At 45.4% G+C, this 15,522-nt stretch carries 15 protein-coding genes; 12 read left to right on the top strand and 3 right to left on the bottom strand.

Features of this window, described 5'->3' with window-relative positions:
- Positions 1 to 160: 160 nt before the first annotated feature.
- The 4 genes from rpsF to D8872_RS01530 all read left to right on the top strand — a co-directional run bounded on the left by rpsF (position 161) and on the right by D8872_RS01530 (position 1,844).
- Entirely contained in the window at positions 161 to 451 is a 291-nt protein-coding gene (gene rpsF / locus D8872_RS01545) for a 30S ribosomal protein S6 (protein WP_002896497.1), read from the top strand.
- 11 nt (positions 452 to 462) lie between these two features.
- A complete protein-coding gene (locus D8872_RS01540) occupies positions 463 to 957 on the top strand; it encodes a single-stranded DNA-binding protein (protein WP_125389712.1) in 495 nt (164 codons plus the stop codon).
- A gap of 40 nt (positions 958 to 997) precedes the next feature.
- Positions 998 to 1,237 (top strand): 30S ribosomal protein S18, encoded by a 240-nt coding sequence (rpsR, locus tag D8872_RS01535; protein ID WP_000068664.1) that lies wholly within the window; start codon positions 998 to 1,000, stop codon positions 1,235 to 1,237.
- A gap of 97 nt (positions 1,238 to 1,334) precedes the next feature.
- Positions 1,335 to 1,844 (top strand): GNAT family N-acetyltransferase, encoded by a 510-nt coding sequence (locus tag D8872_RS01530; RefSeq protein WP_125389711.1) that lies wholly within the window; start codon positions 1,335 to 1,337, stop codon positions 1,842 to 1,844.
- Between the two features lie 31 nt (positions 1,845 to 1,875).
- On the opposite strand, the gene D8872_RS01525 is transcribed toward D8872_RS01530, so the two are convergent.
- A complete protein-coding gene (locus tag D8872_RS01525; protein ID WP_125389710.1) occupies positions 1,876 to 2,550 on the bottom strand; it encodes a DUF1129 domain-containing protein in 675 nt (224 codons plus the stop codon).
- Between the two features lie 18 nt (positions 2,551 to 2,568).
- The gene (locus D8872_RS01520; RefSeq protein ID WP_125383408.1) at positions 2,569 to 3,513 is read right to left on the bottom strand and encodes a magnesium transporter CorA family protein; all 945 of its coding nucleotides are present in this window, start codon (positions 3,511 to 3,513) and stop codon (positions 2,569 to 2,571) included.
- Between the two features lie 122 nt (positions 3,514 to 3,635).
- Here D8872_RS01520 and uvrA point away from each other — a divergent pair, with 122 nt between their 5' ends.
- Positions 3,636 to 6,461, top strand: coding sequence for an excinuclease ABC subunit UvrA (gene uvrA / locus D8872_RS01515; RefSeq protein WP_125389709.1), 2,826 nt, complete (start codon positions 3,636 to 3,638; stop codon positions 6,459 to 6,461).
- A gap of 113 nt (positions 6,462 to 6,574) precedes the next feature.
- Here the strand turns inward: uvrA and D8872_RS01510 are convergent, their stop codons facing one another.
- A complete protein-coding gene (locus tag D8872_RS01510; RefSeq protein WP_048763464.1) occupies positions 6,575 to 7,030 on the bottom strand; it encodes a universal stress protein in 456 nt (151 codons plus the stop codon).
- Positions 7,031 to 7,288: 258 nt separating this feature from the next.
- Between D8872_RS01510 and D8872_RS01505 the strand changes: the two genes are divergently transcribed.
- The 7 genes from D8872_RS01505 to gatB all read left to right on the top strand — a co-directional run bounded on the left by D8872_RS01505 (position 7,289) and on the right by gatB (position 15,512).
- The gene (locus tag D8872_RS01505) at positions 7,289 to 8,503 is read left to right on the top strand and encodes a pyridoxal phosphate-dependent aminotransferase (protein ID WP_125389708.1); all 1,215 of its coding nucleotides are present in this window, start codon (positions 7,289 to 7,291) and stop codon (positions 8,501 to 8,503) included.
- 211 nt (positions 8,504 to 8,714) lie between these two features.
- Positions 8,715 to 9,503: a GTP-sensing pleiotropic transcriptional regulator CodY gene (codY, locus tag D8872_RS01500; RefSeq protein WP_005591692.1), complete on the top strand. Its 789-nt coding sequence runs from the start codon at positions 8,715 to 8,717 to the stop codon at positions 9,501 to 9,503.
- Positions 9,503 to 10,060 (top strand): cysteine hydrolase family protein, encoded by a 558-nt coding sequence (locus D8872_RS01495; protein WP_125389707.1) that lies wholly within the window; start codon positions 9,503 to 9,505, stop codon positions 10,058 to 10,060. Before codY ends, D8872_RS01495 begins: the two co-directional genes overlap by 1 nt.
- Before the next feature lie 311 nt (positions 10,061 to 10,371).
- Complete coding sequence (gene aspS, locus D8872_RS01490) at positions 10,372 to 12,108, top strand: aspartate--tRNA ligase (RefSeq protein WP_125389706.1); 1,737 nt, start codon at positions 10,372 to 10,374, stop codon at positions 12,106 to 12,108.
- 202 nt (positions 12,109 to 12,310) lie between these two features.
- Positions 12,311 to 12,613: an Asp-tRNA(Asn)/Glu-tRNA(Gln) amidotransferase subunit GatC gene (gatC, locus tag D8872_RS01485; protein WP_005591696.1), complete on the top strand. Its 303-nt coding sequence runs from the start codon at positions 12,311 to 12,313 to the stop codon at positions 12,611 to 12,613.
- Complete coding sequence (gene gatA / locus D8872_RS01480) at positions 12,613 to 14,079, top strand: Asp-tRNA(Asn)/Glu-tRNA(Gln) amidotransferase subunit GatA (protein ID WP_125389705.1); 1,467 nt, start codon at positions 12,613 to 12,615, stop codon at positions 14,077 to 14,079. The genes gatC and gatA overlap by 1 nt, the downstream gene beginning before the upstream one ends.
- Positions 14,079 to 15,512 (top strand): Asp-tRNA(Asn)/Glu-tRNA(Gln) amidotransferase subunit GatB, encoded by a 1,434-nt coding sequence (gene gatB / locus D8872_RS01475; protein WP_005591698.1) that lies wholly within the window; start codon positions 14,079 to 14,081, stop codon positions 15,510 to 15,512. Before gatA ends, gatB begins: the two co-directional genes overlap by 1 nt.
- Positions 15,513 to 15,522 lie beyond the last annotated feature (10 nt).

Genomic DNA, 15,522 nt, shown 5'->3' with positions numbered 1-15,522 from the left:
TTTGTCTAGCTGATAAAATGCTTTAGCAGATCATTCAAAGAAAATCGAAATTTATTCTTGCTATTTGCAAGGAAATCTAGTATAATTATTATTTGTGAGTGAACCTCACTTACCCCTTGCAGCGTCTTGGGGTCATTAGACCAAAAGGAGGAACATATCAATGGCTAAATACGAAATTCTTTATATTATTCGTCCAAACATTGAAGAAGAAGCTAAAAACGCTTTGGTAGCACGCTTTGACTCTATCTTGACTGACAACGGTGCAACTGTTGTTGAATCAAAAGACTGGGAAAAACGTCGTCTTGCATACGAAATCCAAGATTTCCGTGAAGGACTTTACCACATCGTTAACGTTGAAGCAAACGACGATGCAGCTCTTAAAGAGTTTGACCGTCTTTCAAAAATCAACGCTGACATTCTTCGTCACATGATCGTCAAACTTGACGCTTAAGAAGGTAAATTATGATTAATAACGTTGTACTTGTGGGACGTATGACCCGTGATGCTGAACTTCGCTATACACCGCAAAACCAAGCGGTCGCAACCTTTACTCTGGCTGTTAATCGCAACTTTAAAAACCAAAGTGGTGAGCGTGAAGCGGACTTTATCAATGTTGTTATCTGGCGTCAGCAGGCAGAAAATCTTGCTAATTGGGCCAAAAAAGGCGCTTTGATCGGAATTACTGGTCGCATCCAGACTCGTAACTACGACAATCAGCAAGGCCAGCGTGTCTATGTCACAGAAGTCGTTGCAGACAACTTCCAGCTTCTGGAAAGTCGTGCAAGCCGTGAAGGGCATCCTTCAGCTGGCTTTGGTGGCGGTGGCTTCGGTGGAAATTCTGCATCAAGCTATGGTAATGCTGACTCATTCAACCAAGTACCGAACTTTTCTCGTGAAGAAAGCCCATTCGGCAATTCAAACCCGATGGATATCTCAGACGATGATTTACCATTCTAATAATGGACAAAACTAGAACTATAATATAAAGGAGAATAACATGGCTCAACAACGTCGTGGCGGATTCAAACGCCGTAAAAAAGTTGATTACATCGCAGCAAACAAGATTGAATATGTTGATTACAAAGATACTGAGCTTCTTAGCCGTTTCGTTTCAGAACGTGGGAAAATCCTTCCTCGTCGTGTAACAGGAACTTCAGCTAAAAACCAACGTAAAGTAACAACAGCTATCAAACGCGCTCGCGTAATGGCTTTGATGCCTTTCGTAAATGAAGACTAATATGAATCCCTGCTTCTAGCAGGGATTTTTGCTGTCTTGATGATAGAAAGGGACAGTGTTATAATAGAAGAAACCATCAAGATATGGGAGGTTTGCCATGACAGAAGAACTAGCCATCAGAAAGATGCTTTTTGAGGATATTGAAGGCTTATCGAATGCTTTTATCCAGCAAGGTTGGTCTGGTCGGAGAGAGATTTTAAAAAACTACTTTCTGGAGCAAGAGGCGGGTGAGCGCCAAGTTTTGGTGGCGGTTGTTGGGGAATTTTTGTCTGGCTACATTACAGTCATCCCATTGGCAAAGCATGGACCTTTTGCTGGCCTTTATCCTGAGTTAACGGATTTTAATGTTTTTGAAAGTTTCCAAAGGCGAGGAATTGGGACAGCTTTATTGGACAAAGCTGAGCAAGCAGCGCAGCATTATTCAGATGTGGTCAGCTTGGGTGTTGGGCTACATAAAGGCTATGGTCCAGCACAACGACTGTATGTGGGTCGTGGTTATATGCCAGATGGGTCAGGAGTTTGGTTTCAAAATCAGCCACTCACGTCCTATGCTTCGTGCGAGAATAACGACGACTTGGTCTTATACTTTTCAAAAAGGGCAAAATAAAAGAGGTTGCAAAACCTCTTTTTTATGCTGTTTAATATTTCGCTGGTCCCATAGTCGCACTCTTGATATTGAAGCGCTTCTTGAGGTAGAAACGGAGTGCTAGGGTGATCCCTCCGATGATGGCAACGGCGATATTTGAAAAATGTGGGTTGAGAGAGTCAGGCAGTAAGCTAGAACCAATGATTGAAAGGGTCCAAAGCCCAATGGCTGCTAGCATAATAAGGATTGATTTGAGTAGGTGTGGTCGTTGGCTACGGTCAGTGTCTGGTCCGTAAAAACGGTAAACGAAATGATAGAGGGCGTAGAAAGCGAGACCCCCGACAATACTACCAAAGACAAGTGTCGTCATGCCGTAAACAGATGGTCGAGAAGATGCCAAATTAACGATGGAAGTCAGAACGGTAAAGAAACCGAAAATGAAGAGGACAGAATCCAGCATCATCCATTTAGGATCATCATTTTGCTTGGGATGCTCGGCATCATAGCGCTCTTTGGCAGTGAGAGAAGAAGCCCAGTAAGTTGGTGCCCCATAGAGAGCACGGGCAGGGATACCCTTGGCTTGATTTTCTAAAATGTTTGGAATGATTTCCTCTAAGATTGCCTTCACTTCTTCATCGGATTTGCCATCTTTGAGGAGTTGATGAGTAGCAATGTGGAGAAATTCCTTGTTTTTCTTGGTTAGTTTGTCTGATACTATTTGTGACATAAGCGTCCTTTCTGGTGGTTAGAATAATTTTTTATGGAAGAGGTAGAGGGTTAGAGAGCCGCTCAGAGCAAAGGCGATAAACATGATAATCCAGAAGGCATTGGGCTCGCCGTTTAGAGGCAGTTCATTATCTTTGAAGTTCATCCCGTAGGCTGAGAAGAGCATGGTCGGGATAGACATAACAACGGTTACCAGAGCAAGTGTCTTCATGACATTGTTCTGGTTGTTGGAAATAATGGACGCAAAAGTATCTGTCATGCTGTGGAGGATGTTTCCATAAATATCAGCCATCTCGATGGCCTGCTGGGTCTCAATCAGGGTATCTTCCAGCAAATCCTCATCTTCCAAGTATTTCTTAATATTGCTAGTAGAGCTGGTTAGTTTTTTAATCACGCGCTCATTGGTTTTGAGGGAAGCTTTGAAATAGACGATGGTCTTTTCTAGCTCCATGAGCTCAATCAGTTCTTCGTTTCGAGTCGACTGGTGCAATTGGCTTTCGATCTGCTCGCTCTTACGGTCAATGGAACGCAGGGCCGTAAGATACAGCTCGGCATTGCGGTAGAGAATCTGAAAGATAAAACGTGACCGCATGAAAGTATAAAAGTTACGCAAGCGACGGTGGATAAAGATATCCAGCAGGGGCAGCTTTTCCAAGCAAGTTGTGATGATAGCTTCTTCTGTGATGATAATACCAAGCGGGATCGTGACATAGTAAGTCTGATTATTCCGCTCCTCGGTGATGGGTACGTCTACGATGATCAGTGTGTATTCATCCTCGATGGTGACACGAGACATTTCCTCGGCATCGAGGGGTGCTCGTAGGTCAGCTATGTCAATGCCAAAGGCGTTTGCGATTTCTAAAGATTCATTTTGGGAAGGATTGACCATATTTATCCAAGTTCCTGATTCAAGTGTATCAATTTCCTTGAACTCGGTTGTTGTTGATAAAAATACTTGCTTCATATCTCCTCCTAGAATCGTTTATAAGCACCGTCTTATTATACTACAAATTCTAGTCTTTTGGGAAAAAGTTTGCAGAAAAATTTGCTATAATAGAAGAAGTCTAAAGGTAAAGTGTGGAAGAGATGCAAGATAAAATTGTGATTCATGGAGCGCGAGCTCATAATTTAAAAAATATTGATGTAGAAATCCCCCGAGACAAGCTGGTCGTGGTGACTGGTCTGTCTGGTTCGGGCAAGTCCAGTCTGGCTTTTGACACCCTCTATGCTGAGGGGCAACGCCGCTATGTAGAGAGTCTGTCGGCCTATGCTCGGCAGTTTTTGGGCAATATGGAAAAGCCGGATGTGGACTCGATTGATGGTCTCAGCCCAGCTATTTCCATTGACCAGAAGACGACCAGTAAAAATCCGCGCTCAACAGTGGGAACTGCCACTGAAATCAATGATTACCTGCGCTTGCTCTATGCGCGTGTTGGAACGCCCTACTGTGTCAATGGACATGGAGCTATTAAGGCTTCGTCTGTTGAACAGATTGTCGACAAGGTCTTAGAATTGCCAGAGCGTCAGCGGCTGCAGGTTTTAGCGCCGGTCATTCGCAAGAAAAAGGGACAGCATAAGACCGTTTTTGATAAGATTCAGAAAGATGGTTATGTCCGGGTGCGCGTGGATGGCGATGTCTACGATGTAACAGAAGTGCCAGAGCTTTCTAAGAGCAAGCAGCATGATATTGAAGTCGTGGTGGACAGAATTGTCATCAAGGAAGGAGTGCGCAGCCGCCTCTTTGACTCGGTTGAAGCAGCTCTGCGGATTGCTGAGGGCTATGTGGTGATTGATACCATGGACGGTCAAGAACTACTCTTTTCTGAGCACTATGCCTGTCCAGTATGTGGCTTTACAGTGCCTGAGCTAGAGCCACGTCTCTTCTCTTTCAATGCGCCTTTTGGTTCTTGTCCAGACTGTGATGGTCTGGGAGTTAAACTGGAAGTGGATCTAGATGTGGTCGTGCCAGAAGCTGGCAAGACCTTGCGCGAAGGAGCGCTAGCGCCTTGGAACCCCATCTCCTCCAACTACTATCCACAGATGCTGGAGCAGGCTATGGCAGCCTTTGGCATTGATATGAACAAGCCTTTTGAGGAGCTGACTGAGGAAGAAAAGCAGTTGATTTTCTTTGGCTCAGATGGACGGGAGTTCCATTTCCATTATGAAAATGAATTTGGCGGCGTACGCGATATTGACATTCCCTTTGAGGGGGTTGTCACCAATATCAACCGTCGCTACCATGAAACCAATAGTGATTTTACTCGGACGCAGATGCGGACATATATGAATGAGCTGACTTGTGCGGCTTGCCATGGTTATCGACTCAGCCCTCAGGCTCTGTCTGTCAAGGTTGGCGGTGAAGATGGCTTGCATATCGGTGAGATTTCAGACTTGTCTATTGCAGATCATTTGGTCCAGTTGGACAAGCTTAGCTTAACTGACAATGAAGCTACGATTGCGCGGCCTATTCTTAAAGAAATTCATGACCGCCTGACCTTCCTCAATAACGTTGGTCTTAATTACCTGACTTTGTCTCGCTCGGCTGGGACTCTATCAGGAGGTGAGAGTCAGCGGATTCGCTTGGCGACTCAGATTGGTTCTAACTTGAGTGGGGTCCTCTATATCCTGGACGAGCCCTCTATTGGCTTGCACCAGCGTGACAATGACCGCCTGATTGCCAGCCTCAAGAAGATGCGCGACCTGGGCAATACCCTCATTGTGGTCGAGCACGATGAGGACACCATGCGGGAGGCGGACTGGCTGATTGATGTGGGACCAGGAGCTGGTGTTTTCGGTGGTGAAATCGTTGCAGCCGGCACTCCGACGCAAGTGGCTAAGAATAAGAAGTCTATTACTGGCCAATACTTGTCAGGTAAGCGCGAGATCCCCGTACCATTGGACCGCCGTGTAGGTAATGGCCGCTTTATTGAAGTGACAGGGGCTCAGGAGAATAACTTGCAGAATATCACGGCTAGATTCCCCTTGGGCAAATTTATCGCTGTGACAGGAGTTTCTGGATCCGGTAAGTCAACGCTGGTCAACTCTATTCTTAAAAAAGCCATTGCTCAAAAACTTAACCGCAACTCTGCCAAACCAGGTAAGTTCAAGAAAATCAGTGGCATTGAGCATGTGGACCGCTTGATTGATATTGACCAAAGCCCGATTGGCCGGACACCGCGTTCGAATCCAGCTACCTATACTGGAGTTTTTGACGATATTCGCGATCTGTTTGCCAAGACCAATGAAGCCAAGATTCGCGGCTACAAGAAGGGCCGTTTCAGCTTTAACGTCAAGGGCGGTCGCTGTGAGGCCTGCTCGGGTGATGGGATTATCAAGATTGAGATGCACTTCCTACCTGACGTCTATGTGGCCTGTGAGGTCTGCCACGGCACTCGCTATAATAGTGAGACTCTGGAAGTCCACTACAAGGAGAAGAATATCGCTCAGGTTCTGGACATGACGGTCAATGATGCGGTAGAGTTCTTTCAGCATATTCCGAAAATTGCCCGTAAACTCCAGACCATCAAGGACGTGGGACTAGGCTATGTGACTCTAGGGCAGCCAGCCACGACCTTGTCAGGTGGTGAAGCCCAGCGGATGAAGCTGGCCAGCGAACTTCACAAGCGCTCGACTGGTAAGTCCTTCTATATCTTGGATGAGCCGACGACAGGGCTTCATACAGAGGATATTGCTCGTTTGCTCAAGGTTTTAGCTCGCTTCGTGGACGATGGCAATACAGTCCTCGTCATTGAGCACAATCTGGACGTTATCAAGACAGCTGACCATATCATCGACCTAGGCCCAGAAGGCGGTGTCGGTGGTGGTACGATTATTGCGACGGGTACACCAGAAGAGGTTGCAGCCAATCCAGCCAGCTACACTGGCCGGTATTTGAAAGGTAAGCTGAAATAAGATTTTTATTGTTCTAAAACACAAATCCCTCACTAGGCTAACCTAATGAGGGATTTTAACTTATAGTTATGAGGGAAGTAGGGCATAGCTATCGCAGCAACCTACTAGATATTTTAGAATGTTTTCTCTTTGTCACGAACGACCAGTAAGTCCACTTTCGCGTGGCGAAGGATATACTCAGATGATGAGCCGACTAGGAGGCGTTCAAAGGCATTGAGACCGGTAGCTCCGACCATAATCAAATCAACCTTGTGTTCGTCAGGAATGTCAGTTGACAGGAGGGTTTTGGGATTGCCCAATTCAATGACGATATCAACGTATTTGACCCCTGCTTTTTGCGCCTTTTCCTTGTATTCTGTCATCAACTTTTGTGCTTCTTCTTGGAGGTCTTCGTAGACCTCAGCGTCAAAGGTTGAGACGCTTTGGAGAGCCCGTGTATCAATCACATGAGCAATTGTCAAACGAGAAGCATTTCTCAGCGCTACATTAACTCCTTTTTCAAAAGCGAGTTCTGCTTCGCGAGAGCCGTCAACAGCGACCATGATATTTTCATATTTTTGTTGAGTCATAAAGCTACCTCCATCTTTTGTCGAATCCTAGATTCGAGCTTCTTAATATCTTCACTTATATTGTAAACCTTTTCAGAAAAAAAGTAAAGCTGCAAATGAAATTCAGAAATCAAGTGAAATTATTGTGATGGATACGTGTATTTTCCTAAGTTATAAGATATATTTTAATTCAAACGAGCTTTCCCAAATTCTTCCTGATTGTCAATCTTTTTTTCTGGTGGTATAATAAAATCATTCAGATGAATTGAGGAAAATAGGATGAAAGAATTTAATAAGTCCAGCAAACTGGAGCATGTAGCCTATGATATTCGTGGACCGGTTTTGGATGAAGCGATGCGGATGCGGGCTAATGGAGAAAAAATTCTCCGCCTGAACACAGGAAATCCAGCCGAATTTGGTTTCACTGCTCCAGACGAGGTCATTCATGATTTGATTATGAATGCGCGTGATAGTGAGGGGTACTCTGATTCTAAGGGGATTTTCTCAGCCCGTAAGGCCATTATGCAGTATTGTCAGCTCAGAAATTTCCCTAATGTTGATATCGATGATATTTATCTTGGAAATGGAGTCAGCGAGCTGATTGTTATGTCTATGCAGGGACTCTTGGATGATGGAGATGAGGTCTTAGTACCGATGCCGGACTACCCGCTCTGGACGGCTGCAGTTAGTCTGGCTGGTGGGAATGCTGTTCACTATGTCTGTGATGAGCAGGCAGAATGGTATCCAGATATTGACGACATCAAGTCAAAAATCACCTCTAATACTAAGGCTATCATTATCATCAATCCTAACAATCCAACAGGAGCACTTTATCCTGACGACCTTTTGTTAGAGATTGTGGAAATTGCGCGCCAGAACAATCTTATTATCTTCGCGGATGAAATTTATGACCGCATGGTGATGGATGGACATGTGCATACGCCTGTAGCTAGTCTGGCTCCTGATGTTTTCTGCGTTAGTATGAATGGCTTGTCAAAATCCCACCGTATCGCTGGCTTCCGAGTTGGCTGGATGGTGCTATCTGGTCCTAAGCGGCATGTTAAAGGCTATATCGAAGGTCTTAATATGCTTTCCAATATGCGCTTGTGCTCCAACGTCTTGGCCCAGCAGGTCGTCCAAACATCGCTTGGAGGTCACCAGTCGGTGGATGAACTGCTTTTGCCAGGTGGCCGTATCTATGAACAGAGAAACTTCATTTACAATGCCATTCAAGATATTCCAGGTTTGTCTGCAGTCAAACCTAAGGCGGGTCTTTACATCTTCCCGAAGATTGATCGAGAAATGTACCGTATCGATGATGATGAGCAGTTTGTCTTGGATTTCCTCAAGCAGGAAAAAGTCCTCCTTGTCCATGGACGAGGCTTTAACTGGAAGGATCCAGATCATTTCCGAATCGTTTATCTGCCGCGGGTGGATGAGCTAGCTCAAATCCAAGAAAAAATGACGCGCTTCCTGCGCCAATACCGCAGATAAGCATAAAATACAAGTCATAAACCGTTTAAAATAAATTCGTCTAAGAATTGTTTTAAATGGTTTTTTTGATGAAGTGATTTTTTCGCAATCATTAAATTCTGAATCTTTCAGAATTGTAGCGAATTTTTTTTCAATACACAATTTTCAGATAATTATTGAAAATTTCGGTCGATTATGGTACAATCAAGGAGACTAAATACGAGGTAAATGTATGGCAAAACTATTAGAAAAAACAAGGAAGATTACTTCTATCTTGAAACGTTCAGAAGAGCAACTTCAGGAGGAACTTCCTTACAATGCGATCACTCGCCAGCTTGCTGATATTATTCATTGCAATGCCTGCATCATCAACAGCAAGGGTCGTCTCTTGGGCTATTTCATGCGCTACAAGACAAATAATGATCGTGTAGAAGCCTTTTTCCAAGACAAGACATTCCCCAAAGAATACGTCCAAGAAGCAAACATGGTGTATGAGACGGAGGCTAATCTGCCTGTAACTCACGATTTAACCATTTTCCCAGTGGAAACCAAGGATGAATTTCCAGATGGCCTGACTACCATTGCTCCCATTCATGTTTCAGGAATTCGCTTGGGCTCGCTGATTATCTGGCGCAATGATAAAGAATTTTTGGATGATGACTTGATTCTGGTTGAGATTGCCAGCACAGTGGTCGGTATCCAGCTGCTTAACTTCCAGCGGGAAGAGGACGAGAAGAACATCCGTCGCCGGACAGCTGTGACCATGGCGGTCAATACTCTGTCTTACTCAGAGCTAAGAGCTGTTTCAGCTATTCTGGGCGAGCTCAATGGCAATGAAGGGCAACTGACGGCTTCTGTCATTGCTGACCGCATCGGAATTACCCGCTCAGTGATTGTCAATGCTTTGCGCAAGCTGGAAAGTGCGGGGATTATTGAAAGCCGCTCGCTGGGGATGAAGGGAACTTATCTGAAAGTCCTGATTCCAGATGTTTTTGAGGAAATTAAAAAGAGGGATTACTAATGGCAAGAGCGCTGATTTCCATTGATTATACAGTTGATTTTGTTGCAGATGAGGGCAAGCTGACAGCAGGAGCGCCAGCTCAGGCAATTTCTGAAGCCATTGCTCAAGTAACCGAGGCAGCTTTTGATCGGGGCGACTATATCTTCTTTACTATTGATGCCCACGATGAAAATGATGCCTTTCATCCTGAGAGCAAGCTGTTTCCACCTCATAATATCAAAGGAACCAGTGGTCGTAATCTTTATGGTCCTTTGGCTGATTTTTATGAGAAGCATCAAGCAGACCCTCGGGTCTTTTGGATGGATAAACGTCATTATTCTGCTTTTTCTGGCACGGATTTAGATATCCGCCTGCGGGAAAGAAAGGTAGATACAGTTATTTTGACAGGAGTCTTGACGGATATTTGCGTCCTGCATACAGCGATTGATGCCTATAATCTTGGTTATCAGATTCAGGTTGTAGAAACGGCTGTGGCTTCGATTTCAGAGGAAAATCACAAATTTGCCTTAAACCACTTGCAAAATGTTCTGGGTTCGACTATAATAGATACAATTTAAGAGTAAAAGAGAAGCAGAGTAGGCTTGCTGACTTGCACAGAGAGTACTGATAGCTGAGAGCAGTACCAAGAAAGCAAAAACCGAAGAACATGCTTCGTGATCTTTTGTGTGATTAAGCATAAACGTCGCTCACGTTACGAGCTCAGAGGCTGCCTTTTAGGGTAGCGAATAACAGTGGTACCACGGCTTTCGTCTGTTTCAGAGACGGAGGCCCTTTTCTTTTGCCGCTATTCAAGTGAAGACGATGGAAGAACGTGGTAATATCCTGAACAACAGGGCGAAGCTACAAATTGATGTGAGAGGGAAAGTATATGAAAGAAATTTTTATCGGAAACTACGGTTTAGAGCAGGTCGGACAGACCATGACCGCAACTGGCTGGGTAGCCAATATCCGCAATCACGGCAAGCTAGCCTTTATTGAATTACGGGACCGTGAGGGCTTGCTGCAGGTCTTCGTTGGCGGTGAGATTGAAGATTTTGCTAAGCTGGAAGACATTGGCAAAGAGGATGTCATTGCAGTGACGGGGAAAGTCGTTCAGCGGGAAGAGCGTTTTGTCAATAAGTCCATCAAGTCTGGTAAGGTTGAGCTGAGGGCTGAAAAGATTGAGGTTATTGCTAGCAGTAAGCCTCTGCCTTTTGAGTTGGATCAGCATGCCCATACAGGGGAAGATCTGCGTCAGAAATACCGCTACCTGGACTTGCGCCGTGAGAAGATGACACATAACCTCAAACTGCGCCATCAGGTCACCTCAACCATTCGGGAATATTTAAACGGTTTGGACTTTTTGGAAGTGGAGACGCCTTATCTGACCAAGTCAACACCAGAAGGGGCTAGGGATTTCTTAGTTCCTAGTCGGGTCTTTAAAAATCAGTTCTACGCCTTGCCACAGAGTCCACAGATGCTCAAGCAGTTGCTGATGGGAGCTGGGCTTGAGCGTTATTATCAGATTGTTCGTTGCTTCCGCGATGAAGACTTGCGGGGCGATCGTCAGCCAGAGTTTACTCAGGTGGACTTGGAGCTGAGTTTTGCCAGCGAGGAAGAAATCCGAGCTCTGGTTGAAGCTATGCTCAAGGCTGTCGTTAAGAAAACTCATGGTTTAGAGCTGACGGAAGCTTTTCCAACTATCAGCTATGAAGAGGCTATGGGCCGCTTCGGCTCTGACAAGCCAGATACACGCTTTGGTTTAGAGCTGAAGAGTTTGACGGATTTGTGCCAGTCCAATGACTCGCTTCTCATCAAGAAAGCCTTGGATAGCCAAGAGGAAGTGATGGGAATCTGTGTGCCAGATGCAGCTAGTGCTTTTAGCAAGAAACAGCTGAGTCACTACTATCAGGAAATGAAGGAATTTGGCTGCAGTCGTTTTGCCAGTCTAAAAGTTGAAAATGGCCAGTTGGTTGGAGATTTGGCTAGCACCTTTGAGGCTGAGAGTCAGGATTTACTAGCACGTTTTGAGGCCAAGGATGGAGACTTGATTCTGCTAGTCATGGCCAAGAAGCGTCGGGCTCAGGAAGCTTTGGGACATCTGCGCATAGAAGTCGCAAAAACTTTGGATTTGATTGACCCAAGCCTACTTCATTTCCTCTGGGTTGTGGATTGGCCGCTGTTGGAGTGGAATGAAGACCAAAACCGGTATCAAGCCATGCACCATCCTTTCACACAGGGTATTTTTGAAGAAGGTCAGGAGCCAGACCAATTCCGCAGTCACGCTTATGACATCGTCTTGAATGGCTATGAAATTGGCGGTGGGAGTCTGCGGATTCATGATCGGAAGGATCAGGAAGCGATGTTTGAGCTATTGGGCATGAGCCGAGAAGACTATGAGCGGGACTTTGGTTTCTTCCTAGAAGCCTTGGAGTACGGCTTCCCACCACACGGTGGCTTGGCTCTGGGCTTAGATCGTCTAGTTATGATTTTGGCTGGGGAAGAAAATATCCGCCAGGTCATTTCCTTTCCTAAAAATGGTACTGGCTTTGACCCTATGTTGGAAAGTCCGAGTTTGGTGAACCAAAGACAGCTTAAAGAACTGTATTTGGAATTGAAGAATTAGCCGGAAATATGGTAAAATGAAATGATGTGAATTCCTGAAGAAATCAGGAAGAAGTCAAAGAAAGAGGTCGCAGCTAAGAGAGCTTAGTGCCTCTATCTTAGCAAAACAATGCGAGTTAAATACTTCGAAAACAAAGATCTTTCTTAGATTTATCGTTTTCGGTCGGTATTCATGCTCGTCTATCTTATGAAAGGAATCAGAGATGAAGATTACTCAAGAAGAAGTAAGTCACGTTGCAAAACTGTCAAAACTGGCTTTTTCACCAGAAGAGACAGCTGAGTTTGCGACAACCTTGTCTAAAATTGTCGACATGGTCGAATTGCTCAATGAAGTGGATACGGAGGGTGTGCCTTTCACTTCCAATGTGGCAGCTAACATCAACTATATGCGAGAAGATGTGGCTCAGCCAGGCTGGAACCGGGAAGAGCTTTTCCAAAATGTACCTGAAAAAGAGCGGGGCTACATCAAAGTGCCTGCCATCCTAGATGACGGAGGAGATGCCTAATGACTTTTAATCACAAGACCATTGAAGAGTTGCATGATTTGCTGGTCAAGAAAGAAATTTCTGCAGTAGAGTTAACTCAGGCGACTTTGGCAGACATCAAAGAACGTGAAGCTGCCGTGGACAGTTTCATCACTATCAGCGAAGAAGAAGCTTTGGCACAGGCTGCGGCTCTGGATGCCAAGGGCATTGATGCTGACAATCTCATGAGCGGGATTCCGCTGGCAGTTAAGGACAATATCTCAACCAAGGGAATCTTGACGACGGCTGCCTCCAAGATACTCTACAATTATAAGCCGATTTTCGATGCAACCAGTGTAGAAAAGCTCTATGGTAAGGATATGATTATCGTCGGGAAGACCAACATGGACGAGTTCGCCATGGGTGGTTCCAGCGAAAACTCTTACTTTAAGACGACTAAGAATGCTTGGGACAGTAGCAAGGTTCCTGGCGGATCATCTGGTGGTTCAGCGACAGCAGTTGCCTCTGGTCAGGTTCGTCTATCACTAGGTTCAGATACGGGTGGTTCTATTCGCCAGCCTGCTTCCTTTAACGGTGTAGTCGGCCTCAAACCAACTTACGGACGGGTTTCTCGTTTTGGTCTCATTGCTTTTGGTTCTTCTTTAGACCAGATTGGGCCTTTCTCTCAGACGGTTAAGGAAAATGCCCAGCTTTTGAATGTTATTTCTGGTAATGATCCTAAGGATTCGACATCATCACAAGAAGCAGTGCCAGACTTTACTAGCAAAATTGGCCAAGACATCAAGGGTATGAAGATTGCCTTGCCTAAGGAATACATGGGTGAGGGAATTGACAGCAAGGTCAAGGAAACAATTTTGGCAGCAGCCAAGCACTTGGAAAGTCTAGGTGCGATTGTTGAAGAAGTGAGCCTGCCCCACAGCAAGTATGGCGTGGCTGTTTACTATATCATCGCTTCCTCTGAAGCCAGCTCTAACCTGCAGCGCTTTGACGGTATTCGCTATGGCTACCGCGCAGAAGGAATTGAAAATCTAGAAGATGTCTATGTCAAATCTCGTAGCGAAGGCTTTGGTGAAGAGGTGAAACGCCGCATCATGCTGGGTACTTTCAGTTTGTCATCTGGTTACTACGATGCTTACTTCAAGAAAGCTGGTCAGGTTCGTACCTTGATTATGCAAGATTTTGCCAAGGTATTTGAAAAATATGATTTGATCTTAGGTCCAACTGCACCAACGGTTGCTTATGACTTGGGCAGCCAAAACCAGGATCCTGTGGCCATGTATTTGGCTGACCTTTTGACCATTCCAGTCAATCTGGCTGGCCTGCCGGGCATTTCAATCCCAGCTGGCTTTGCAGATGGTCTTCCTGTCGGCCTGCAGCTGATTGGGAACCACTTCGATGAAGCGACCATCTATCAGGCAGCCGCAGCATTTGAAGCGACGACTGACTATCACAAACAGCAGCCAGTTATCTTTGGAGGTGAAAAATAATGAACTTTGAAACAGTTATCGGACTGGAAGTCCATGTTGAATTGAAGACCAATTCAAAAATTTTCTCACCAGCTCCAGCTCACTTCGGTGAAGATCCTAATGCCAACACCAATATCATTGACTGGTCCTTCCCAGGTGTTCTACCTGTTATGAATAAGGGTGTCATTGACTATGGTATCAAGGCTGCTCTGGCTTTGAACATGGATATTCACCAGAAGATGCACTTTGACCGCAAGAATTACTTCTATCCGGACAATCCAAAAGCCTATCAAATTTCTCAGTTTGATGAGCCGATTGGCTACAATGGCTGGATTGAGATTGAGCTAGAAGATGGCACGACCAAGAAAATCCGTATCGAGCGGGCCCACTTGGAAGAAGATGCAGGAAAAAATACCCACGGTAGTGACGGCTATTCTTATGTGGACCTCAACCGTCAAGGGGTGCCTCTGATTGAGATTGTATCCGAAGCGGATATGCGCAGTCCAGAAGAAGCCTATGCCTATCTGACTGCCCTCAAGGAAATCATTCAGTACACGGGCATTTCGGATGTCAAGATGGAAGAGGGCTCCATGCGGGTCGATGCCAATATTTCCATCCGTCCTTACGGTCAGGAAGAATTTGGTACTAAGACTGAGCTGAAAAACCTTAATTCCTTCAACTTTGTCCGTAAGGGTCTGGCATTTGAGGAAAAACGCCAGGCAGAAATCCTACGCAGTGGCGGTCAAATCCGTCAGGAAACCCGTCGCTATGATGAAGCAACTGGCGAAACTCTGCTCATGCGGGTCAAGGAAGGTTCGGCTGACTATCGTTACTTCCCAGAGCCTGATCTGCCTATCTTTGAGATCGAAGATGCTTGGATTGAGCAAGTGCGCAGTAGCCTGCCAGCCTTTCCAAAAGAGCGCCGTGCCAAGTATGTGGGCGACTACGGTCTGTCTGACTACGATGCCAAGCAGCTGACAGCTACGAAGGCTGTGTCAGACTTCTTTGAAGCAGCTGTTGCGGCAGGTGGCGATGCTAAATCTGTCTCTAACTGGCTCCAAGGAGAAGTGGCTCAATACCTCAATGCCGAAGGCAAGACCATCTCTGAGATTGAGCTGACACCTGAGAACCTGACTGAGATGATTGCGCTGATTGCAGATGGCACAATTTCCTCTAAGATTGCCAAGAAGGTCTTTGTCCATCTGGCTAAAAATGGCGGTTCTGCTAAGGAATATGTACAAAAAGCAGGCCTGATTCAAATCTCAGACCCTGCTCAACTTCTTCCTATTATCCAGCAAGTCTTTGCGGATAATGAAAAAGCCATCAATGACTATAAGGGCGGAAACAAGAATGCGGCCAAGTCCTTGATCGGTCAATTGATGAAGGCTACCAAGGGTCAAGCCAACCCGCAAGTAGCACAAAAATTGCTCAATGAAGAGTTGGAAAAACTTTAGAAATAAGGGG

It is taken from the genome of Streptococcus cristatus, from assembly GCF_003943815.1.
Classification (GTDB): domain Bacteria; phylum Bacillota; class Bacilli; order Lactobacillales; family Streptococcaceae; genus Streptococcus; species Streptococcus cristatus_F.
Note: the sequence above shows the minus strand (reverse complement) of the source record. Positions and strands in the feature narration are given on the sequence as shown.

What these genes read in the sequence shown, in the direction of transcription:
- rpsF (WP_002896497.1), top strand. Translation starts at nt 161, where the DNA reads ATGGCTAAATACGAAATTCTTTATATTATTCGTCCAAACATTGAAGAA.
- D8872_RS01540 (WP_125389712.1), top strand. Translation starts at nt 463, where the DNA reads ATGATTAATAACGTTGTACTTGTGGGACGTATGACCCGTGATGCTGAA.
- rpsR (WP_000068664.1), top strand. Translation starts at nt 998, where the DNA reads ATGGCTCAACAACGTCGTGGCGGATTCAAACGCCGTAAAAAAGTTGAT.
- D8872_RS01530 (WP_125389711.1), top strand. Translation starts at nt 1,335, where the DNA reads ATGACAGAAGAACTAGCCATCAGAAAGATGCTTTTTGAGGATATTGAA.
- D8872_RS01525 (WP_125389710.1), bottom strand. Translation starts at nt 2,550, where the DNA reads ATGTCACAAATAGTATCAGACAAACTAACCAAGAAAAACAAGGAATTT.
- D8872_RS01520 (WP_125383408.1), bottom strand. Translation starts at nt 3,513, where the DNA reads ATGAAGCAAGTATTTTTATCAACAACAACCGAGTTCAAGGAAATTGAT.
- uvrA (WP_125389709.1), top strand. Translation starts at nt 3,636, where the DNA reads ATGCAAGATAAAATTGTGATTCATGGAGCGCGAGCTCATAATTTAAAA.
- D8872_RS01510 (WP_048763464.1), bottom strand. Translation starts at nt 7,030, where the DNA reads ATGACTCAACAAAAATATGAAAATATCATGGTCGCTGTTGACGGCTCT.
- D8872_RS01505 (WP_125389708.1), top strand. Translation starts at nt 7,289, where the DNA reads ATGAAAGAATTTAATAAGTCCAGCAAACTGGAGCATGTAGCCTATGAT.
- codY (WP_005591692.1), top strand. Translation starts at nt 8,715, where the DNA reads ATGGCAAAACTATTAGAAAAAACAAGGAAGATTACTTCTATCTTGAAA.
- D8872_RS01495 (WP_125389707.1), top strand. Translation starts at nt 9,503, where the DNA reads ATGGCAAGAGCGCTGATTTCCATTGATTATACAGTTGATTTTGTTGCA.
- aspS (WP_125389706.1), top strand. Translation starts at nt 10,372, where the DNA reads ATGAAAGAAATTTTTATCGGAAACTACGGTTTAGAGCAGGTCGGACAG.
- gatC (WP_005591696.1), top strand. Translation starts at nt 12,311, where the DNA reads ATGAAGATTACTCAAGAAGAAGTAAGTCACGTTGCAAAACTGTCAAAA.
- gatA (WP_125389705.1), top strand. Translation starts at nt 12,613, where the DNA reads ATGACTTTTAATCACAAGACCATTGAAGAGTTGCATGATTTGCTGGTC.
- gatB (WP_005591698.1), top strand. Translation starts at nt 14,079, where the DNA reads ATGAACTTTGAAACAGTTATCGGACTGGAAGTCCATGTTGAATTGAAG.